Here is a 21,014-nt window from a genome sequence, read left to right as displayed (position 1 = left end):
GCTCTACGGCCACCGCCGCACTGCGGCAAGCAGCCGCGAGCGTCCGATTACCGGCTCAGACGCGCAACGATCCCGCATAGCTCGAACACGGTGCCGGCAATGTCCAGCGACAGCCCCATGGCGATGCCGCCGACGCGCAGCGCGTCATCATGGGCGTTCAATGCGGTGCGAAGGCGCTCCCCTACGGCGCCACGCGCGCGCTCGGCAATGAAACCGGGCACCCGCTCGACAAAGGCGGCGTAGCGCGCCTGTCCGCCGCGCGCCGAAAGCTGCCTTCTCAACCGCCCACGAGCCGCATTGTCGACGTCGCCGGTGTCGGCGATCAGCGCCAGTTCGCGGTCGATCTCGTCCATGTCCAGCCCGGCAAAGGCCAGCGCCCGGCCCGGCGAACCCGCCCCCGCACGCGCCAGCGCGGCACGCTCCTGCGCCGACGCATCGGGCGCTTGCCGTTCCAGAACGCGCTCCACCTCCGCGTCGCTCAGCGCCCCGAACCGCAGCATCCGGCATCGCGAACGGATGGTCGGCAACAGCCGTCCGGGCGCATGGCTGACCAGCAGGAAGATGGTGCCGACGGGCGGCTCTTCGAGGTTCTTGAGCAGCGCGTTGCTGGCGCCCCGTTCCAGATCATCGATCGCGTCGATGACGACCACCCGACGTTCCGACAGCGCCGGCTTGGTCGCGAACATCGGTTGCAACGCCCGCACTTGCGCGATGGTGATGCCGCGCGCCAGCCCGTCATCGGGCTTGGCAGCATCCTTGGGCAAGCGCACCAGTTCGCGATAGTCGGGATGCGCCCCGCTTGCCAGCAGGTGCGCCACCCGGTGATCGGGCGACACCGGCGCGTCGGCCGGCAATGCGGGGTCGAGTGCCCGCGCCAGCAGGACGGCTGCGGCATGGCGCGCGAAGCTGCCCTTGCCCACCCCTTCCGGCCCGGCGATCAGCCAGGCATGGTGCAGCGCCCCGCCCTCGACCGCGCGCGCAAAGGCCGCGCGCGCCGTGTCGTTGCCGATCGGGCCGGTCATGGCAGCAGATCGGCCAGCGCCCCGATCAGTCGATCCGTCACTTGACCGGGTTCGCCCGACGCGTCGATCGTGCGGAGTCGCGCCGGCTCGCTAGCGGCAATTCGCGCGAAACCATTGGCCACGGCATCGTGAAAGCGGTCGTCTCGTCCCTCGAACCGGTCATTCGCGGCCGGGTTGCGCCCCGCGGCGCGGGCGCGCCCCTCCCCCGCCGCCAGTTCGAGCAGAAACGTGCGGTCCGGCAACAGCCCGCGCGCCCCAAAGGCGTGGAGCGCCAGGATCGCGGCATCGTCGATCCCTTGCGCGCCCTGATAGGCCCGCGTCGAATCGAGGAAGCGGTCGCAGATCACCCAATGCCCCGCACCGATCGCGGGGCGGATGTACCGGTCGACATGGTCGGCGCGCGCGGCAGCGAACAGCAGGGCTTCGGCATGGGGGCTCCAGCGGCCGATATCGCCCTGCATCAACAACGCGCGGATCGCCTCCGCCCCCTCGCTGCCGCCGGGTTCGCGCGTGACGAGGACGTGCAGGCCACGCGCCTCCAGCGCATCGGCCAGCCGCCGGGCCTGCGTCGATTTGCCGACGCCCTCCCCGCCCTCCAGCGTGATGAAGCGCCCCGGCGTCAAGCGCCGAACAGCCCCATCAGACCCGCCCAGACGCGCCCGAAAAAGCCCGCTTCCGCAACCGCTGCCTCGGCGACCAGCGGCAAGCGCTGCTCACCGGTATCCGCGCTCGAAATCACCAGATCGGCGATATGCTGACCTTGCTTGATCGGCGCCTTGAGCGGTCCTTGATACACGACCTTCGCCGTCATCGCCGCCGAACTGCCCGACGGCACGGTGACGGTCAGGTCACGGGGCGCGACCAGCCCGATCGTTGCCGTATCGCCCAACTGGACATCGGCGGTTTCGACACGCTTGCCCTTCTTGACCAGCGGCTTGGCTGTCCACGCACGAAAGCCCCATTCCATGAACCGGACCGATTCCGAAATGCGCTGATTGAAGCTGGTCAACCCCGCCATCACCATCACCAGACGACGACCATTTTGTTCGGCCGAGCCGGTAAAGCCATATCCCGCTTCTTCGGTGTGCCCGGTTTTCAGGCCGTCGGCGCCGTCGACGCGGCCCAGCAGGGGGTCGCGATTGGCCTGAGTGATGGCATTGCCGCCCATCGTCTGGCCCCAGGTGAAATCCCGGCGGCTATAGAACTTCTTGTAGAGATCGGGATATTTCTCGATCGTCGCCTTGGCCAGCGTGGCAAGGTCGCGTGCTGTCACATAGGTGCGGCCTTCATCGGGCCAGCCATTCGAATTGCCGAAATTGCTGTTGGTCAGCCCGATCGACTTCGCGCGCTGGTTCATCAGGTTGACGAACGCCTCTTCGGTCCCGGCCAACCCTTCGGCCAAGACGACACACGCGTCATTGCCCGACAGCACGACGACACCGTAGAGCAGATTTTCGACGCTCACTTCTTCGTTGGGCGACAGGAACATCGTCGATCCCGCCTGTGGCCCATGCCACCGGCGCCACGTTTCGGGACGGACCCTGATCTTCTGGTCGAGCTTGACCTCGCCTTTGCGGATCATGTCGAAAACGACATAGGTCGTCATCATCTTGGCCATGGAAGCCGGCGGCATCCGGCGGTCGGCGTCCTTGGCATACAGCACCGCGCCTGACGACAGATCCTCCAGAAACGCGACCGGCGCGGGGGTATCGAACGGCGGGCGCTGCGCCGCGGCGGGCGCGGCGATGGCAAGGGCGATCGGCGAAATGGCAAGAAGACGGTTCATGGACTGCTTTGTCTCGGTGGCTTGAGGGAAATCAGGGTATCTTCACCAGCGTTGCCTGTCCCTGCCCTTGCCGGGCAAGGCGCAAGCGCGCGGCGTCAGCGGCAGCACGGTCGGCAAAAGGGCCAAGCTGCACGCGGAAAAGGCGGCCGGCTGGGCGCACCACGCCACCGACTCTCGTTGCAAGCGCATTGGCCCGTGCGGCGTCGGACAGGGCGGCGACCTGCACTCCCCAGCCCGTGGTGATGGCCGGTTTGGGTGCTGGGCGGGCGGGCGCCGGAGCGGCGGTTTTGGCAGCCGGTTTGACTGCCGCTGCTTTCGCCGCAGCAGGCGGCGCGGATGGTTTGGCGACCGCAGGTGCAGGCGTCGTGGGCCGAGGCGGAAGGTGCTTGCGTAAGCCCGTAAGCAGCGCGTCCGGTGCGTCCAGCCTTGTTCCCGCCGGGTGCCCGCCATTCAACGCGGCGATATCAGTCGGCATCGCCGTTGCGCTACGCACCCGGATCGGTGCGCCCGCCGCAATGCCAAGCTGCGACATGGCGTCGTTCGACAGCGCCACGGGCTCGTCGCTGCGTGCCGGTGCTTTTCCGGTCACGGCGAACAAAACCGTGCGGCCGGTGTCGATGGCGGTCACTTCGACATGGCTGCCGATCGGCAGACTGGCATGACCGACCCCACGCACGATGTCCCCGATCGCGGCATAGCCGATCGCGTCATATCGCTCGCTCTCGCTCGATGTGGCGCGCGGTCCCGGCCCGTCCGGCGGCGCGACCTGAACCGTCAGCAGCAGCGCCGCGGCCAGTTCAACCGGCGACGGCATCGGCCAGCAACCCTACCGACAAGGCATAGAAGTTCGAGCAGTTATAATCGAGGATCACCCGGTAATTACCCGTCAGCAGATAAGCGGTGCGACCCGGCCCATCGGGTTCGAGCAGCGTCGCCATCACGTCGTCGCCCGCCCACCGGCCGGATTGCGGAGCGATGCCCATCGCGCGCCACTCGCGCATCGTGCGCCATTGGCTGTGGCGTTCGAAAACGCGCGGACAGCGCGGCGACACGGTTCGCGTCTCCATCTCTCCGCGGTTGAATCCCGACGGCACGTTTACCGCGACGCCCCAGGGCTGACCCGGCCGCCACCCGGCATTGACGAAATAATTGGCGATCGAAGCCAGCGCGTCGGTCTCGCTGTTCCAGATGTCGGCATTGCCATCACCGTCGCCGTCGCGTGCCAGGCGCAGATAGATCGACGGCAGGAATTGCGGATGGCCCGTGGCCCCGGCCCAACTGCCCTTCAACCGTTCGCGCGGAATGCCCCGGTCCATCATCTTCATCAGGGCGATAAACTCACCCTCGAACAGGCTGCGCCGACGCCCTTCATAGGCCAGTGTCGCCAGCGACCGGGCGAGATCGAAATCGCCAGTATAGCCGCCATAATTGGTTTCATGGCCCCAGATCGCGACCATGATCGATTCGGGCACGCCCGTTTCAGCCTCGATCCGCGCCAGTCGCGACCGATTCGCCTGATAGGCGCGGCGCCCGCGGTTGATCCGCGCGGCATCGACATGCCGCGCCTTATAGGGGGCGAACGCCGGAATCGACGAACTGCTGGAGCCGCCGGGCTGTCCCCGGTCCAACTCGATCACGCGCGGATTGACGGTCAGGCCCGGCAGAACGGAATTGAGCGTGCGCGCGGACACGCCCTCACGCTGCGCGCGGGCGCGCACCTGATCGAGATAGGCGCGAAAGCCCGCCTCCTGCTGCGCCGATGCAGCCCCGACCTGTCCGACCGCCAGCCAAGCCGCCAGCAATACCGCACCCGTTTTACGCATAACCGATTGTCCCGCCATCGCCCAAGCTGTGCCACAGACACGCTGCCGCCTGAACCCCCCTTGTGCAACGACGCTTGCACAAATGCGCCAGACCAGCGTAACCGGGCACCAGCTCGCGCGGAGAGGTGGCCGAGTGGTTTAAGGCAGCGGTCTTGAAAACCGCCGTGGGTTCACGCTCACCGTGGGTTCGAATCCCACCCTCTCCGCCAGCGGTCAATCTTCGAACAGCGCGCCGGTCATGCGGATGATCGCAGCGCCCACACCGCCCAATGCGAAATCGGGGCGGAATGCGGATGCGCCGCCATCAAGGCGCATCGACATGCGCGCGCGCATCGGCGCACCGGGTTCGCGAGGGCGATTGTCGGGCGGCGGCGCGCATAATTCCGCTGTGGAGCGGTCGCCGGGCAGCAATTCGTCACCGTTCGATTGGGGCAGCACTCTGAACACAGGCGCGCGCACGGCCTGAGGGCCGGTCCACCGAAAGGACGCGATCGATGCCAGGATGGGCTGGGCCGCCCGCTCGGGTGATGATCGCCCCTCGGCGGAGGTCGCCGTCGCGCATGACGCCAGGCAGAATACAACGCAAAACCGTATGACCATGGGCGACCCCCATCACATTGCCGAACGGACAATGTGGCGGGATCATGGCGGCAAAAGACGCGGGGCGCCAGCGCAATTTTTGGACGATGAGGCAAACTCGCCGGGACACGCGCTCATCCAGCCATTCGCCACAAGCAAAAGGAGCCACGGCAACGCCGCAGCCCCTTGTTCGATCGGTTGGTCCAGCCCGTTGGGCCGAAATCGATCAGCTCTTGCGGAGCGAAAGACCGCCACCGAACCGCTTGTTGAAGCGCGCGACCTGACCGCCCGCGTCGACCAGGCGCGCGTTGCCGCCGGTCCATGCCGGGTGCGCCAGCGGGTCGATGTCGAGCTGCATCGTGTCGCCTTCCTTGCCCCAGGTGGAGCGGGTTTCGAACACGGTGCCGTCGGTCATCTGCACCTTAATCATGTGATAGTCGGGGTGGCCGGTCTTCTTCACGTCAGATCTCCGAGGAAAAGCCACTGGTTTCCGACCAGCGGCGAAGGGCGCGCACTTAGCAGCGGGCGACTGGCGGTGCAATGCCCGTGCCTCGCCACCGCCAGCCACACCCGCAATCAGGCGTTGCCGGGCGGGTCCGCAATCATCGCGGTGAAGTTCGCCGTCGCCGCCACCGCGCCGTCTATCAGCGCGCGGCCAGCGAATTTGCACACGCTGGAGCGCTTCTGGACGAACTCGACCTCCAGCGTCAGCAGCACGCCGGGTTCGACGGGCTTGCGGAACTTGGCTTCCTCGATCGCCATGAAATAAACGAGCTTGCCCGAACCGGCGAGGCCAAGGCTTTCGACCGCCAGCACGCCGGCGGCCTGCGCCAGTGCCTCGACGATCAACACGCCGGGCATGATCGGGCGACCGGGGAAATGGCCCTGGAAAAAGCCTTCGTTGATCGTCACCGCCTTGATCGCGCGGATCGAGCGGTCGGGGATGATTTCCTCGACCCGATCGACCAGCAGCATCGGATAGCGATGCGGCAGCGCCGCCATCACCCGCTGGATGTCCAGCGGGCCGATGGCGCGCGCGCCGGTATCGGCAATATTGCTCACCGGCCGGTCGGCGCCTGGGCCCGAGCGGCTGCCGGGGCGGCCGCGGGTGCGCCGGCCTGCTGCTGGCCACCTGGCTGCCAGTTGGCGGGCGGCGTGACGTTGACGCTGGGGACCAGCCGGTTCAGCTCGGTCGTGACATCGGCGGTGATGTCGGTCGAAGGCTGGGCTTGAACGGCGGCTTCTGGGCGCAGCAGCAGCGTCACCTTTTTGCGCGCCATTGCCGCGTTGACCGCGGCCTGAAGCTGTGCGCCGATCTGTTCGGCGGCATAGGCGCGGGCGCGCTGCGCCGGCTGGGTCAGGCGCTGGATTTCGGCATTGGCGGCTTCCTGCTTCTGCTGGATGGCGGTCGCCTGGGTCCGCAGCGAAGCCTCATTGGCGTTCGGCGCGGCGCGGGCCGTGTTGAATGCCTGAACCAGCGGATTGAGTTCGGCCTGAAGGGCGTTCTGGCGGGTCTGTGCCTGGTCGATCTGGGCCTTGTAGGTGGTCTGGATCTGCGACACCGCGGTCTTCCATGCATTGCTTTGCAGCACGGCGTTTTCCGGGTCGGCAACGGCGATGCCGTTCACCTGGGCAACGGCAGGCGCGGCGAGCGCGATCGGCGCGATCGCGGCAGCGATAAGGAACTTGGTCATCAGAAAGCGGCTCCAACGTTAAAGGTGAGAAGCTTCGGATCATCGCCGTCAACCGACACGATGTCCTTGGCAAGGTCGATCCGCAGCGGACCGAAAGGCGAATTCCAGTTCACGCCGACGCCGACGGTAATACGCGGCTTGGGCGTGTCGCCGACGAACTGCTCGAGGAACGGCGAGATCGTCTGCGTCGCGGCGGCGTTGGGATCGTTGCCCGCACAGGCGCCGCCATAGGTGTCGGCATAACCGACCGAACAGGTGGTCAGGCGCGTGCCGGTAATGCCGTCGTCGTTGGTAAAGCTGTTGATGTAAAGCTGCTGCCCCGCATCGCTGGTGACCGGACGCACCAGATCGAGCAGGCGCGGCGAGCCATCGACGTTGAATACGGGGTCACCGTTCGCATCGGTGGCCTGGGTAAAGGTCGCGGTCGGCAAGGGCCGCTGGATGCTGAAGAGCGAGCCGGCCTGCACATAGACCGAAGGGCGAAGGCCCAGTTCCTGTGCGCCCGCACCGAGCGGAATCTCAAGCTCCGCACGTCCCAGATAATAGGCCCGGCCACCCAGCGGATCGTCGACGATCTGGTCGCGATCGGTGACGAGGATCGTGTTGCCATCTTCGTCGGTGGTGAACGGCGTTCGCAGCACGCGCGGGCCGACGCCGCGAATGTCGAAACCGCGGAACTGCGGTTCACCCAGATAGAAACGGTCGACGATGCGGATCGCGTCGATGCCAGGGCCGGCGCTGTCCTCCAGCGAATGGATATAGCCGCCCTGTGCATTGACCGAGAAAATGAAGCCGCTGCCAAGACCCCAGAACTTGCTGTATTCGCCGCGCCCACGAACATAGCGAACATCGCCGCCAAGCCCGGCAAAGTCGGCGCCCACCACCAGTCGGCTGCCGCGCGTCGGGCGAAGGCGGCTGTTCAAGCTGTCAAAGACAAGGCTGAGACCGACGAGCGACGTCATCCGGTTGCCGATCTGCTCGCACAGATATCGCCCGGCGCGCAGCGGGTCACAGGAACCGTCGGTGAAATAGGTCGCTTCGTCCAGCGAAACATCGTCCTGCGACAATTGATAGCGCGCGGACAGCGACCAATATTCGGTCAGCGGCACACCCGCCACGATCTGAAACCCCGTCGAGGTTTGCGAGAAGGTCGTGTTGCGATCGTTGCCGATAAAATTGAACGCGTTAAAGTCGCGGCGGAAGATCGTGCCGCCCAGCGCGATGTTCTTGTCGAACAGATAGGGTTCGGTGAATCCCAGCTCGACTGACTTTGAATAGCTTGAATAATTGGCCTGCAGTCGCAGGTCCTGACCCTTGCCGCGGAAATTCCGCTGCCGGATCGAACCCTGCAGAATGAACCGCTCGAGGCTCGAAAAACCCGCCGAAAGCGTCAGTTCGCCCGTCGAACGCTCTTCGACATTGGCGCCCAGCACCACGCGGTCGGGCGATGAGCCTTCCTTTTCCTCGATCTCGAACTTGTCCTGGAAGAAACCGAGCGAGTTGACGCGATCCTGCGAACGCTTGCGAAGGAAGCTGTTATACGCATCGCCCTCCGCCAGACGCATTTCGCGGCGGATAACCTCGTCCTGGGTCTGGGTATTGCCGGTGATCTCGATCCGTTCGACATAGGTGCGCGCCGATTCAGCGATGTTGAACGCCAGACCCATGGTCAGGTTTTCGGGATCGCGCTGATATTCAGGGCGGACATCGGCAAAGGCATAGCCGAACAGGCCGGCAGTCTCGGTCAGCGACGTGACCGAATTCTCAACCAGCGACGCGTTGAACCAGTCGCCCTTCTTGATCGGCAGTCCCGCCGCCAGCTTTTCATTGTCGAAATCGCGGATACCGCTGTCGACCTCGACATCACCGAACTTGTAGCGCGGACCCTCCTCCACCACATAAGTGATGATGAAGTCCTCCTTGTCGGGCGTTAGCTCGGCAACGGCTGAGATCACCCGGAAATCCGCATAACCTTCGGTCAGATAGAATTGACGCAGCTTTTGCTGGTCATAGGCAAGCCGATCCTGGTCATAGCTGGTATTCGAGCTGAAAAAGCGGAAGAAGCGCGCCTGCTTGGTCGCCATCTCCTTACGCAGGTCATCGTCATCGAACTGTTCGTTGCCAATGATGTTGATCTGACGGACCTTGGACTTCGGCCCCTCGTTGATCTCGAACACCACGTCGACGCGGTTCTGGTCGAGCTGGACCTGCTGCGGCTCGACCACGGCGGCGAAACGGCCCTGACGGCGATACAGCTCGACAATGCGCGCAACATCGGCGCGCACGGCGGTCCGGGTAAAGATCTGGCGTGGCCGCAGCTTGATCTCGGGCAGGATCTTGTCGTTCTTGAGCCGCCGATTGCCCTCCAGAACGATGCGGTTGATGATCGGGTTTTCACGCACGCGGACGATCAAATCGCCCGTCTCCACGCCCTCGATCTGCACATCGGCCAGCAGGTCGGAAGCCAGCAAATCCTTGATGGCAAGGTCGACGGTCTCGTTGGTGTAGCTCTCACCCACGCGCAGCTTGGTATAGCTCAGCACGGTGTCGGGTTCGATGCGCTGGTTGCCGACGACACGCAGCGACTTGATCGTGCGCGCCGGGGCAGCCTGAACCGTCGGGGGCGGCGCGACGCTGGGCAGCGCCTGCTGCGGCGCGGTCTGGGCCTGTGCCATGCCCGCCAGCATCGTGCCGGCAAGCAGCACCGCGCCGCGCGCACTCTTCTTGCTTGCCTTGATCGCCGTCACCGTCGTTCCCACCTAAAAATGTTACGAAATGAAATCTTGTCCACGGGCGACACGCCCCTGCACGAAGCGCGTCAGCCGATCAACCCGGCCAGGCTGCGCCAAAGGCCGAATGCGCCGAGATCGTTGATTGTCACGAGGAGCATCAGCGCCAGCAAGGCCGCCAGTCCGCCGCGAAACGCCCATTCGAGGACTTGCGGCTCCACCGGCCGGCGCCGGATCGCCTCGATCGCGTAAAAGAGCAGGTGTCCGCCATCCAGCATCGGGACTGGCAACAAATTGATGAACCCCAAATTAATCGAGATGAGCGCGATGAGGCCGATAAACTCGGGCAGACCGAGGCTGAGCTGCTGGCCGGACACCTGAGCGATCCGCAACGGGCCGCCCAGTTCCTCCATCGATCGGCGGCCGGTCACGATCTGGCCGATCGTGTCGACCATCATCCCGACGATCTCGCCCGTCCGTTCGACGCCGATCGCCGGGGCTTCGATAAGCGACACCGGTTCCCGCACCGGCGCGGTCGGGCCGATGCCCACGCGACCGATGCGATAGTCGTTGCCGAAGCGGTCGCGTTCGCGAACCTCCCCGATCGTGGCGTTCAGCGTCTGGGCGCCCCCCCCTCGTTCGACCTGGATCGTCACGGCTTCACCGGGGCGAAGCCGGGCGAAATTGGCGATGTCGTCAAAGGTCGCAACCTGGCGGCCGTTCAGCGACACGATGCGGTCGCCAACCGCCAGCCCCGCCTGCGCCGCTGGGCTGCCGGGCTGGATGATGCCGATCACCGGCGGTGTGCGGCTGACGCCATAAGCATAAGCGAATCCAGCCAGGATCAGGATCGCCAGCGCGAAATTGATCGCCGGACCCGCGGCCACGATGATCGCGCGCTGCCAGAGTGGTTTGGCCTGAAACGTCTGTTGCCGTTTCGCCGCCGGCAGCGAAAGCCATTCGGCGCTGGGCTGGCTGGCGGGACTCATGTCGCCGGCGAAGCGGACATAACCGCCCAGCGGCAGCCATCCGAACTTCCAGCGCGTGCCCCGGCGGTCGGTAAAGCCCGCCACTTCCCGCCCGAAACCGATGGAGAACGCTTCCGCCTTCACCCCGAACCAGCGCCCGGCCAGATAATGGCCCATTTCGTGGATGAACACGAGCGGCCCGATGACACCGACAAAGGCAAGAAAGGTGAACAGGACACCTGGGTTTTCGATCAAGCGACGCGATCCCTTACCCGCTCGGCCGCAATCGCGCGCGCCTCGCCATCCACCGCCAGAACCGCTGCTACATCCTGCGGCGCGGGCGGATCATAATATGCCAATATATCCTCGACGATTGCGGCAATTTCGAGGAAACCGCAACGCCGTTCGAGAAACGCCGCCACCGCCACCTCGTTCGCCGCGTTCAGGATCGCCGGGCGGGCGCCCCCTGCCCGCAATGCCTCACGCGCCAGGCGCAGCGCCGGGAAGCGTTCGGGGTCTGGCGCCTCGAAATCGAAGCGGCCCAGCCTGACGAAATCCAGCGGTGCCATCGGCGTCGGCATCCGTTCGGGCCAAGCCAGCGTATGGGCGATGGGCACGCGCATGTCGCTCGGCCCAAGCTGGGCGAGCACCGATCCGTCGACATATTCAACCATCGAATGAATGACCGATTGCGGATGCACCACAATGTCGATTGCCGATTCATCGACGGGGAACAGTCGCGCCGCTTCGATCAGTTCAAGGCCCTTGTTCATCATCGTCGCCGAATCGACGGAGATTTTCGCGCCCATTGACCAATTGGGGTGGGCCACCGCCTGTTCGCGCGTGACCGACGCCATCCGCGCCAGGCTCCAGTCGCGGAACGGCCCGCCACTGGCGGTCAGGATCAGGCGACGGATACCGGCGGGACGGTCCCCGGCCATGCACTGGAAGATCGCGTTGTGCTCGCTGTCGGCGGGCAGGATGGTGGCGCCCGAGCAACGGGCGGCGGCAAGGATCAACTCACCGGCGGAAACCAGCGGCTCCTTGTTGGCGATGACGACGGTGCCGCCGCCCTCGATCGCGGCCAGCGTCGGGTTCAGGCCCGCGCATCCCACGATCGCGCTCATCGTCCAGTCGGCGCCTGCCCGCGCAGCCTCGCACACCGCCGCCGCCCCGCCGGCAACACGCGTTGCGGTGCCCGACAGCGCGTCGCGAAGGGCGGGCAGACAACGCTCGTCAGCGACCACCGCCAGTTCGGCGCGGGTCCGGCGCGCGGCGGCGGCAAGCCCTTCGACATCGCAATTGGCGGTCAGCGCGACGACGCGAAACGCATCGCCGCCGCGTTCCACCAGGTCGAGCGTCGAAGTGCCGATCGAACCCGTTGCGCCCAAGATCGACACTCGCTTCATTGCAGCGCGCCCAATGCCAGGACGAACAACGCCGCGATCGGCGCCACCGGCACGATACCGTCAAGCCGGTCGAGCATCCCGCCATGGCCGGGCAGCAGCGTGCCCGAATCCTTGATCCCCGCCCGGCGTTTGAGCCAGCTTTCATAAAGATCGCCCAGTGCCGAGACGATCGCCAGCACCGGCGTCGCCACGGCCAGCCACAGCGGCAGGCCATAAGGCACCATCACGCCCCCCATGACCGCCGCCGCGACCACCCCGCCGACAAAGCCCGACCAGGTCTTGTTCGGACTGATCGCCGGCGCGAACCTCGGTCCGCCGACCGATCGCCCGACAAAGAACGCCGCCGTGTCACACGCCCACACCAGCCCCATTGCCCAGAGCGAAATGAACAGGCCACCGGGTAGTGACCGCAGCAGCAGCAGCGACAGCGCAGGCAGGCCGATATAAAGAATGCCCCCGGCAAGTTCCCGCCGACCGCTGGCCGCGCCGACGAAAAACGCCGCGCCGACCACCAGGCCCAGCGCGAAAAAACTCGGCCCCGACGCGATCGGCGCCATGATCGCCAGCGGGATCGACAGCGCGAATTGCCCGATCCGCTTGTCGCGCGGCGTCGCGGCGAACATCGCCGACCATTCGCTCATCATGATGAGCGCGCCGATCACGACCACCAGCCAGAATGCCAGACCGCCCCACCACAACGCACAGAACGCCACCGTCAGCAGGCTGAAGCCGACTGCAAGCCGCTGATTCAGATTGGCCTTGCGCCGGGCGCGATCGTCCGGGGTCACAGGCCACCGAAGCGGCGCTGGCGGCGCGAAAACACCTCAAGCGCATCGGCAAGCGTCGCACCGTCGAAATCGGGCCACAGCGTGTCGACGAACAGCAACTCGGCATAGGCCGCCTGCCACAGCAGGAAGTTCGACAGACGCTGTTCACCCGACGTGCGGATCATCAGGTCCAGCGGCGGCAGGTCGTGCGTGGACAACTCGCTCTCGATCCGCGTTTCATCGATCGCGTCAGCTTCCATCGCGCCGTCGCGAACCGCACATGCCAGGCGCCGCGCCGCCGCCGCAATCTCTGCCTGTGCGCCATAGTTCAGTGCGATGACCAGGATCGGGCCGGTATTCGCCGCGGTTCGGGCAATCGCATCATCGATCATCGCCACCAGATCGGCGGACAGCGCCCGATAATCGCCGATCACGCGCAATTTCACATTGTCGGCCACCAGTGTGGCGATCTCGGCGCGCAGGAAATGGCGAAGCAGCCCCATCAGGTCGCTGATCTCGGCCTCGGGCCGCCGCCAGTTCTCGGAGGAAAAGGCATAGAGGGTCAGCACCTCCAGCCCCAGGTCGCGCGCTGCGCGGGTGACGCGGCGAACGGCCTCTACCCCCTGCTTGTGACCGGCGGCGCGCGGCAGGCGCCGGGCCTTGGCCCAGCGGCCATTGCCGTCCATGATGATCGCGACGTGGCGTGGGCGCGTTGCTGTGTCCGGCCGCGGTTCGATCTGCGTCGCCATCAGCCTGCCTGTGTCCCGTAAATGCCCCCGCGAACCGTCACTTGCCGAGAATTTCCTTTTCCTTGGCGGCGGCGACAGCATCGATATCGGCGATGGTGGCATCGGTCAGCTTCTGGACATCGCCCTCGTGACGCTTGCGCTCGTCCTCCGACATCACGCCCTTTTTCTCGTCGGTCTTCAGGCTGTCCATGCCGTCGCGGCGCACATTGCGTGCCGCCACGCGCGCCTTTTCGGCATATTGCCCGGCCAGCTTGGCCAGTTCCTTGCGCCGTTCCTCGGTCAGGTCGGGAATGGGAAGGCGCAGCGTTTGTCCATCGTTGATCGGGTTCAGGCCCAGGCCCGCCGATCGGATCGCCTTTTCAACGGGGCCGACATTGGACTTGTCCCAGACCTGCACCGACAACATGCGCGGCTCCGGCGCGGACACCGTCGCGACCTGCACCAGCGGCATCTGCGCGCCATACACCTCGACCATCACCGGATCGAGCAGCGAGGTCGAGGCACGACCCGTGCGAAGACCCGTCAGATCGCCTTTCAGCGATTCGACCGCGCCGGCCATGCGGCGTTCCAGGTCGGCCTTGTCATATGCGGCCATGGTTCGGCTCTCCTTCTTTTTGCTTCAAGCGGGCTGGCGGACGATGGTGGCGGTGCCTTCGCCGTGCAACACGGCGGCCAGGTTGCCCTCATCCCGGATATTGAACACCACGATCGGAATGTTGCTGTCGCGGCACAACGCCACGGCGCTGGCGTCCATGACCTTTAGGTTGTCCGCAAGCACACGGTCATAGCTCAGTTCGTCATAGCGCTTGGCGGTCGGCACCTTCTTGGGATCGGCGTCGTAAACGCCGTCGACGCTGGTGCCCTTGAGCAGCGCGTCGCACCCCATTTCGGCCGCACGCAGCGCCGCCGTGGTATCGGTCGTGAAGAACGGCAGGCCGGTGCCCGCCGCGAACAACACGACACGCCCCTTTTCCATGTGCCGCTGCGCCTTGCGGCGAATATAGGGTTCGCACACGCTGGCCATCGGGATCGCCGACTGGACGCGGGTGTCGATGCCCTGCTGCTCCAGCGCGTTCTGCATCGCCAGCGCGTTCATGACGGTCGCCAGCATCCCCATATAATCGGCCGAGGCGCGGTCAAAGCCCTGTGCCGCACCGGCCAGGCCGCGAAAGATGTTGCCGCCGCCGACAACCATGCAGACCTCATGCCCGCCATCGACCACGGCCTTCACCTCACGCGCGACGCGTTCGCACGTCGCAGGGTCGATGCCATATTGTCCCTGGCCCATCAGGACTTCGCCCGACAGCTTGAGGAGAATGCGGTTGAAGGTCGGGCGGGTCATGGCGTTCCGATGTCTGGAGGGGGCAGCAAAACGGCGCGGACCTTAGAAGCCCCGCGCCGCCATGCCAACCTACTTACGCCTGCCCCATAAAAGGGCAAGGCGCGATCGGGTCAGTTCTTGTGAAGCCCAGCGGTCGCCGCAACCTCGGCCGCGAAATCGCTTTCTTCCTTCTCGATGCCTTCGCCCAGCTGAAAGCGGACATAGTCGACCAGCTTGATCGACGTGCCCGCGTCCTTCGCCGCCTTGGCAACGACATCGGCCACCGGCGTTTTGCCGTCCATGACGATCGGCTGGCTCAGCAGCGCATTTTCCTTGGCAAACTTCTTGACCGAGCCTTCGACCATCTTGGCAATGATCTCGGCAGGCTTGCCGCTCTCAGCTGCCTTTTCGGTCGCGATCTGGCGCTCGCGCTCCAGCACGTCGGCGTCGAGACCGTTTTCGTCCAGCGCCAGCGGGAACGCGGCGGCAACGTGCATCGCGATCTGCTTGCCCAGCGGCTCCAGCACATCGACGCCCGCATCCGATTCGAGCGCGACCAGCACGCCGATCTTGCCCAGGCCCGGCGCGGCGGCGTTGTGGACATAAGGGATCACCGCGCCCTGCGACACTTCAACGCGCTTGGCGCGACGCAGAACCTGATTTTCGCCGATGGTCGAGATATTGCTGGTCAGCACGTCCTCGACGCTGCCACCCTGCGCCATCGGCGCTGCCTTGATCGCGGCGATGTCGTCGCCCGATTCCAGCGCAATCGCCGTCACGTCACGAACGAAGCCCTGGAAAATTTCGTTCTTCGCAACGAAGTCGGTCTGCGAGTTGACCTCGACCGCCACGCCCCTGGTGCCGGCAACAGCGACGCCGACCAGACCCTCGGCGGCGGTGCGGCTCGACTTCTTGGCGGCGGCGGCCAGGCCCTTGGTTCGCAGCCAGTCGACGGCAGCTTCCATCTCGCCGTTGTTTTCAGCCAGCGCCTTCTTGCAATCCATCATGCCGGCGCCCGAACGCTCGCGCAGTTCCTTGACGGCGGCAGCGGTGATCTCGGCCATGTTCATATCCTTCTTATGATGCGGGCGGGGTCAGTGCATCGCGCCCTGCCCCGCCCGGATGACAAATCGGTGACGCGCCCGGCCACTGACCTGGCGCGTTCAGGCGGTTCAGGCCTGTGCGGGTGCCTCGGCGGCAGGTGCTTCTGCCGCAGGCGCCTCCGCAGCGGGCGCTTCCTCGGTCAGGGCCGGCTCGACCGGCGGTTCGGCCATCGCGCCGAAATCCTGGCTCTGCATCGCGGCCTGGTTGTTGCCGCGCGTGGCGGCGATCGCCATGGCTTCGCAATACAGGCGGATGGCGCGGCTGGCGTCGTCATTCGCCGGAACCGGGAATGCGATGCCGTCGGGCGAAACGTTCGAATCGAGGATCGCGACGACCGGGATGCCCAGCGTGTTGGCTTCCTTGATCGCCAGCTCTTCCTTGTTCGCGTCAATCACGAACATGATGTCGGGAATGCCGTTCAGGTCGCGGATGCCGCCCAGCGACAGCTCAAGCTTGTCGCGCTCACGCGTCAGGTTCAGCACTTCCTTCTTGGTCAGGCCGTGCGTGTCGCCCGAAAGCTGCTCTTCCAGCGTCTTGAGGCGCTTGATCGAACCCGAGATCGTCTTCCAGTTGGTGAGCATACCGCCCAGCCAGCGGTGGTTGACGAAGTGCTGGCCCGACTTGCGCGCTGCATCGGCAACGGCTTCCTGCGCCTGGCGCTTGGTGCCGACGAACAGCACCTTGCCGCCGCCAGCAACGGTCGACGACACGAATTCCAGCGCGCGCGCGAACAGCGGCACGGTCTGACTAAGGTCAAGGATATGGACGCCGTTGCGGTCGCCAAAGATGTAGGGCTTCATCTTCGGGTTCCAGCGATGAGTCTGGTGGCCGAAATGCGCGCCTGATTCGAGAAGCTGCTGAAGCGTGACGACGGGTGCCGCCATGGGATATTCTCCTTCCGGTTAGTCCTCTGGGAAGCGAGCGACCCCGAACATACCTGAAAGGCTGCCCGAAGCACCGGTATATTGAGCTTCCCATGCGGGTTGAGCGCGCGCCCTTAACCGAAGCCGCGCTTGCGATCAAGGCTTGACAACGGAACGCAATGGGAACATATAGCGTCCATAACGGGTTTTCGGAACCGTTTCGTCGCAAAATGGTTCGCGGTTATCAAATCGTTAACGGAACCGGACAGGTTCGGGAGTTGGTCAGATGATGAGCATGTCGGCATTCGCTCTGTTCACGTTCGCATTCATGGTGGCGCTGGCCACCATCCTGTCCACGGTCCTGCCCTATCGCGCGCGTATCCTGTGCCTGTTGGCGCATGGCACGCAAAGCCGCGTCGGCGCCCTGCCCCCGCTGGCGTCGCGCGGGGCGCGGCGCGCTACCCCTCGGCTGACGGCGTTGCCGGCGAACTTGCGCGCTGTCGCCTGACCCGCGAATAGCTGGAAATGCTGAACGGAATGGTGACGACATAGGCGATGGAGATCGCGGACAGCGTCTGCCATGGTGCCGACACGATCGCGGCGGCAAAGATCACCATCACCGCCAGCGCCTCGAACCGCACATTACGGCGCAGGCGAAGCGAGGACCATGAAAAGGTCGCCACGCTTGATACCATCAGGAACGCGATGAACGCGACCCACGGCGTTACCAGCCAGGGGGACCGGAACACCGCTTCGCCGGTCCAGAACCACAGATATAGCGGCAACATGGCCAGCCCCGCCCCGGCAGGCGCGGGTACGCCCGTCAGGAATCCGGCTGATTTATGCGGTTGATCCTTGACGTCGATATTGGCGTTGAACCGCGCGAGCCGGAGCGCGCAGAACACGGCATAAATCAGGGCGGCCAGCCAACCCACGCGCACCGCGTCCATCATGGACCACAAATACAGGATCAGCGCCGGCGACACGCCGAAGCTGATGGCGTCCGACAGGCTATCCAGCTCGGCGCCGAACCGGCTCTCGCCACGGATCGCACGAGCGATGCGGCCGTCGATGCCGTCAAGCGCACCAGCGAGCAGGATCATCAGAACGGCGCGTTCCCACTCCCCGCCGATCGCGAAGCGGATACCCGTCAGGCCCGAACATAGTGCAAGGGCCGTGACGGCGTTGGGCGCGACCGCACGAAGCGGGAGTCCCCGGCGCGTGCGGGCCGGACGCGGCGGCACCATTATTGTGCCACCCCGGCGGGACGTTCGGCATTCAGGCGACCGATGATCGTCTCCCCGGCGATGCTGCGCTGGCCCAGAATCACTTGCGGCGCATAGCCGTGCGGCAGGAAGACATCGACGCGGCTGCCGAACCGGATCAGGCCGATCCGCTGGCCCGCGACGATCATGTCGCCCGGCTTCACAAAGGCGAGAATGCGGCGCGCGACCAGTCCGGCAATCTGCGTGAAGCCGAACCGGGTGCCGTCGGGTGCCTCGACAATAATGTGCTGGCGCTCATTCTCATCCGACGCCTTGTCCAGATCGGCGTTCACGAACTTGCCGGAGATATAGACGACCTGCCGCACCGTGCCGGTCACTGGCGTGCGATTGATGTGCACGTCGAACACGCTCATGAAAATCGACACGCGCGTCAGCGGGCCGTCGCCCAGGCCGTGCGGCCCCGCCAGTTCCGGCGGCAGCGCGACCTGCTGGATCATCGTCACCAGTCCGTCGGCAGGCGCGACGATCAGCCCCGGTCCCTGCGGTGTCACGCGCACCGGATCGCGGAAGAACGCTGCGACCCAGATCGTCAGTCCGATGATCGGCCAGGCCCAGAACCAGCCCCCCAGGAACAAGGCAAGCGCAGCAAGCGCGGCCGCGATCAGCACATATTTGCGCCCCTCCGGATGGACGGCGGGAAAGCGCCATTTGACAGTCGTTGTCGCGATCGGTGGCTTTTCAAGTGAAGGCATCGGTCCCGTCTATCCCTCCTGTCATCGCGATACAATAAAATGCGGCGGGCGGGCTTGGGCGGCATCGCACCGCCCGGTTGATCCGCGTGCGCGCAGCCCTTAGGGGGTTCGTCATTCCTCCCTCAGGCATAGCGAGACATTGATGGCGAAGATCAAGGTAAAGACGCCGGTCGTGGAGATCGACGGCGACGAAATGACGCGGATCATCTGGGCATGGATCCGTGAGCGCCTGATCCTCCCCTATCTCGACATCGACCTCGAATATTACGACCTTGCCGTCGAGAAGCGTGACGAGACCGATGACAAGATCACCGTCGATTCGGCCAAGGCGATCCAGAAATATGGCGTCGGCGTGAAGTGCGCGACGATCACTCCCGACGAGCAGCGCGTCGAGGAATTCGGTCTCAAGAAAATGTGGAAGTCGCCCAACGGCACGATCCGCAACATCCTGGGCGGCGTCGTTTTCCGCGAACCGATCGTGATGAAGAACGTCCCCCGCCTGGTGCCGGGCTGGACGCATCCGATCGTCGTCGGTCGCCACGCATTCGGCGACCAATATCGCGCGACCGATTACAAGGTGCCCGGCCCCGGCAAGCTGCGCCTGGTGTTCGAAGGCGACGACGGCACCGTGATCGATGAAGAGGTGTTCAAGTTCCCGTCGGCGGGCGTCGCGATGGCGATGTATAACCTGGACGACTCGATCCGCGATTTCGCGCGCGCCAGCCTGAATTACGGGCTGGACCGCAAGTGGCCGGTCTATCTGTCGACCAAGAACACGATCATGAAGGCCTATGACGGGCGCTTCAAGGACATCTTCCAGGAAGTGTTCGAGAATGAATTCGAAGCGCAGTTCAAGGAACTGGGTATCGAATATCAGCACCGCCTGATCGACGACATGGTCGCATCGGCATTGAAATGGCATGGCGAGTTCGTCTGGGCGTGCAAGAATTATGACGGCGACGTTCAGTCGGACACCGTCGCACAGGGCTTCGGTTCGCTGGGCCTGATGACCTCGGTGCTGATGACGCCCGACGGCAAGACGGTCGAGGCCGAAGCGGCGCACGGCACCGTCACGCGCCACTATCGCCAGCACCAGCAGGGCAAGTCGACCTCGACCAACCCAATCGCGTCGATCTTCGCCTGGACCGGCGGTCTCAAATATCGCGGCAAATTCGACGGCACGCCCGACGTGACCCGCTTTGCCGAAACGCTGGAGCGCGTCTGCGTCGAGACGGTCGAGGGCGGTCAGATGACCAAGGATCTCGCGATCCTGATCGGCCCCGATCAGCCTTGGATGACGACCGAGCAGTTCTTCGAGGCGATCCGCGTCAACCTCGAAACGGCGATGGCCGACTGGAAATAACCAGGCTGCTTTGCGGTATGAAAGCAAGGGGCGTCCCGGTCTGCCGGGGCGCCCCAGTTCGTTGGAGAGGTATCGCGATGATCGATCTGAGCTTCGATTCGGCTCTGTTCATCGTCACGATGGCGTTTCTCGCTGGCGGTGTCGACGCGATTGCCGGTGGCGGCGGGCTGTTGACGATTCCCGCACTGATGGCCGCCGGGGTGCCGCCCGTCGCGGCGCTGGCCACCAACAAGCTGCAAAGCACGTTCGGCACTGCTTCGGCTTTCCTTCGATACTACCGCGCGGGTCATGTCGATTTGCGGGCATTCCTTATACCCGCAGCGGCTGCTTTTGGCGGGTCGGCCGCAGGGGCGACGGCGGTGCAGTTCGTCGACCCCGCATTCCTGGCGTTTGTCGTGCCCGTGCTGCTGATCGCGATGGGTCTCTATTTCCTGCTTGCTCCGCCGATGAGCGCGGTGGATCGCCACGCGCTGCTCGGTCGCGCGGGCATGACGACGGTGGCGGCGGGCATCGGGTTCTATGACGGTTTCTTCGGCCCCGGCACCGGATCGTTCCTGACGACCGCACTCGTCGCGCTGGGCGGTCTCGGCCTGGTGCGGGCGATTGCCAACACAAAGTTTCTGAATCTTGCGACCAACCTTGCCGGGCTGATCGCGATGATGGCGGGCGGCAAGGTTTTGTGGGCGCTGGGACTGACCATGGCGGTCGCCAGTGTGCTCGGCAATCAGGCCGGGGCGTGGTTTGCGCTGCGCTATGGTGGAAAAGGCGCGCGGCTGCTGCTGGTTGTCATGTCGTTCGCGCTGACGGCGAAGCTGCTGGCCGATCCCGCCAACCCGGTTCGCACGCTGTTCGACTGAAC

General features: G+C 65.1%; 23 protein-coding genes and 1 tRNA gene. 4 read left to right on the top strand and 20 right to left on the bottom strand.

The genetic code is table 11. The annotated features are described in order from the left end of the window. Positions 1-47 precede the first annotated feature (47 nt). Genes VL973_RS06165 through VL973_RS06145 form a run of 5 tightly spaced genes read right to left on the bottom strand, consistent with a single transcriptional unit; the run spans position 48 to position 4,631 of the window. Entirely contained in the window at positions 48-1,022 is a 975-nt protein-coding gene (locus VL973_RS06165) for a DNA polymerase III subunit delta' (RefSeq protein ID WP_325283151.1), read from the bottom strand. Continuing rightward, on the bottom strand, positions 1,019-1,645 hold the full coding sequence (tmk, locus tag VL973_RS06160; protein WP_325283150.1) for a dTMP kinase: 627 nt from the start codon (positions 1,643-1,645) through the stop codon (positions 1,019-1,021). Before tmk ends, VL973_RS06165 begins: the two co-directional genes overlap by 4 nt. Beyond that, positions 1,642-2,808, bottom strand: a complete 1,167-nt coding sequence (locus VL973_RS06155) for a D-alanyl-D-alanine carboxypeptidase family protein (protein WP_325283149.1) — start codon at positions 2,806-2,808, stop codon at positions 1,642-1,644. The genes tmk and VL973_RS06155 overlap by 4 nt, the downstream gene beginning before the upstream one ends. Positions 2,809-2,839: 31 nt before the next feature. After that, positions 2,840-3,622, bottom strand: coding sequence for an SPOR domain-containing protein (locus VL973_RS06150; protein ID WP_325283148.1), 783 nt, complete (start codon positions 3,620-3,622; stop codon positions 2,840-2,842). Next, positions 3,606-4,631, bottom strand: coding sequence for a lytic murein transglycosylase (locus VL973_RS06145; protein WP_325283147.1), 1,026 nt, complete (start codon positions 4,629-4,631; stop codon positions 3,606-3,608). Before VL973_RS06145 ends, VL973_RS06150 begins: the two co-directional genes overlap by 17 nt. A gap of 119 nt (positions 4,632-4,750) precedes the next feature. Here VL973_RS06145 and VL973_RS06140 point away from each other — a divergent pair. Beyond that, positions 4,751-4,840: transfer RNA gene (locus VL973_RS06140), tRNA-Ser, on the top strand. A 4-nt stretch (positions 4,841-4,844) separates the two neighbouring features. Here VL973_RS06140 and VL973_RS06135 read toward each other — a convergent pair. The 13 genes from VL973_RS06135 to rpsB form a co-directional block, all read right to left on the bottom strand. After that, entirely contained in the window at positions 4,845-5,078 is a 234-nt protein-coding gene (locus tag VL973_RS06135) for a hypothetical protein (RefSeq protein WP_325283146.1), read from the bottom strand. Between the two features lie 358 nt (positions 5,079-5,436). Next, on the bottom strand, positions 5,437-5,670 hold the full coding sequence (rpmE, locus tag VL973_RS06130) for a 50S ribosomal protein L31 (RefSeq protein WP_325283145.1): 234 nt from the start codon (positions 5,668-5,670) through the stop codon (positions 5,437-5,439). Positions 5,671-5,786: 116 nt separating this feature from the next. Next, the gene (gene fabZ / locus VL973_RS06125) at positions 5,787-6,272 is read right to left on the bottom strand and encodes a 3-hydroxyacyl-ACP dehydratase FabZ (RefSeq protein WP_325283144.1); all 486 of its coding nucleotides are present in this window, start codon (positions 6,270-6,272) and stop codon (positions 5,787-5,789) included. Next, a complete protein-coding gene (locus VL973_RS06120; RefSeq protein WP_325283143.1) occupies positions 6,269-6,904 on the bottom strand; it encodes an OmpH family outer membrane protein in 636 nt (211 codons plus the stop codon). The genes fabZ and VL973_RS06120 overlap by 4 nt, the downstream gene beginning before the upstream one ends. Beyond that, positions 6,904-9,591 carry an outer membrane protein assembly factor BamA gene (gene bamA, locus VL973_RS06115; protein WP_325283168.1) on the bottom strand — a complete coding sequence of 896 codons (2,688 nt, stop codon included), beginning with the start codon at positions 9,589-9,591 and terminating at the stop codon, positions 6,904-6,906. Before bamA ends, VL973_RS06120 begins: the two co-directional genes overlap by 1 nt. A 131-nt stretch (positions 9,592-9,722) precedes the next feature. Next, on the bottom strand, positions 9,723-10,856 hold the full coding sequence (rseP, locus tag VL973_RS06110; RefSeq protein WP_325283142.1) for an RIP metalloprotease RseP: 1,134 nt from the start codon (positions 10,854-10,856) through the stop codon (positions 9,723-9,725). After that, entirely contained in the window at positions 10,853-12,010 is a 1,158-nt protein-coding gene (locus tag VL973_RS06105; protein WP_325283141.1) for a 1-deoxy-D-xylulose-5-phosphate reductoisomerase, read from the bottom strand. The genes rseP and VL973_RS06105 overlap by 4 nt, the downstream gene beginning before the upstream one ends. Further along, positions 12,007-12,798, bottom strand: a complete 792-nt coding sequence (locus VL973_RS06100; RefSeq protein ID WP_325283140.1) for a phosphatidate cytidylyltransferase — start codon at positions 12,796-12,798, stop codon at positions 12,007-12,009. The genes VL973_RS06105 and VL973_RS06100 overlap by 4 nt, the downstream gene beginning before the upstream one ends. Continuing rightward, positions 12,795-13,526 (bottom strand): isoprenyl transferase, encoded by a 732-nt coding sequence (locus VL973_RS06095; RefSeq protein ID WP_325283139.1) that lies wholly within the window; start codon positions 13,524-13,526, stop codon positions 12,795-12,797. The genes VL973_RS06100 and VL973_RS06095 overlap by 4 nt, the downstream gene beginning before the upstream one ends. Positions 13,527-13,563: 37 nt before the next feature. After that, positions 13,564-14,121, bottom strand: coding sequence for a ribosome recycling factor (frr, locus tag VL973_RS06090; RefSeq protein ID WP_325283138.1), 558 nt, complete (start codon positions 14,119-14,121; stop codon positions 13,564-13,566). A gap of 24 nt (positions 14,122-14,145) precedes the next feature. Next, the gene (pyrH, locus tag VL973_RS06085) at positions 14,146-14,868 is read right to left on the bottom strand and encodes a UMP kinase (RefSeq protein WP_325283137.1); all 723 of its coding nucleotides are present in this window, start codon (positions 14,866-14,868) and stop codon (positions 14,146-14,148) included. A gap of 110 nt (positions 14,869-14,978) precedes the next feature. Continuing rightward, a complete protein-coding gene (gene tsf, locus VL973_RS06080; RefSeq protein WP_325283136.1) occupies positions 14,979-15,911 on the bottom strand; it encodes a translation elongation factor Ts in 933 nt (310 codons plus the stop codon). Between the two features lie 108 nt (positions 15,912-16,019). Then, the gene (gene rpsB, locus VL973_RS06075) at positions 16,020-16,835 is read right to left on the bottom strand and encodes a 30S ribosomal protein S2 (protein ID WP_325283135.1); all 816 of its coding nucleotides are present in this window, start codon (positions 16,833-16,835) and stop codon (positions 16,020-16,022) included. Positions 16,836-17,100: 265 nt separating this feature from the next. On the opposite strand from rpsB, the gene VL973_RS06070 reads away from it, so the two are divergent. Further along, positions 17,101-17,322 (top strand): hypothetical protein, encoded by a 222-nt coding sequence (locus tag VL973_RS06070; protein WP_325283134.1) that lies wholly within the window; start codon positions 17,101-17,103, stop codon positions 17,320-17,322. On the opposite strand, the gene VL973_RS06065 is transcribed toward VL973_RS06070, so the two are convergent. Continuing rightward, positions 17,273-18,061 (bottom strand): CDP-alcohol phosphatidyltransferase family protein, encoded by a 789-nt coding sequence (locus tag VL973_RS06065; RefSeq protein WP_325283133.1) that lies wholly within the window; start codon positions 18,059-18,061, stop codon positions 17,273-17,275. The two genes, VL973_RS06070 and VL973_RS06065, sit on opposite strands and share 50 nt — an antisense overlap. After that, entirely contained in the window at positions 18,061-18,792 is a 732-nt protein-coding gene (locus VL973_RS06060) for a phosphatidylserine decarboxylase (protein ID WP_325283132.1), read from the bottom strand. Before VL973_RS06060 ends, VL973_RS06065 begins: the two co-directional genes overlap by 1 nt. Positions 18,793-18,934: 142 nt before the next feature. On the opposite strand from VL973_RS06060, the gene VL973_RS06055 reads away from it, so the two are divergent. Both VL973_RS06055 and VL973_RS06050 read left to right on the top strand, forming a co-directional pair. Continuing rightward, entirely contained in the window at positions 18,935-20,155 is a 1,221-nt protein-coding gene (locus tag VL973_RS06055) for an NADP-dependent isocitrate dehydrogenase (RefSeq protein WP_325283131.1), read from the top strand. Between the two features lie 77 nt (positions 20,156-20,232). Continuing rightward, a complete protein-coding gene (locus tag VL973_RS06050; RefSeq protein ID WP_325283130.1) occupies positions 20,233-21,012 on the top strand; it encodes a TSUP family transporter in 780 nt (259 codons plus the stop codon). Positions 21,013-21,014: the final 2 nt, after the last annotated feature.

The organism is Sphingomonas sp., assembly GCF_035490575.1.
GTDB lineage: Bacteria > Pseudomonadota > Alphaproteobacteria > Sphingomonadales > Sphingomonadaceae > Sphingomonas.
The sequence above is the reverse complement of the archived record's forward strand: the minus strand, read 5'-3'. Positions and strand labels throughout refer to the sequence as shown.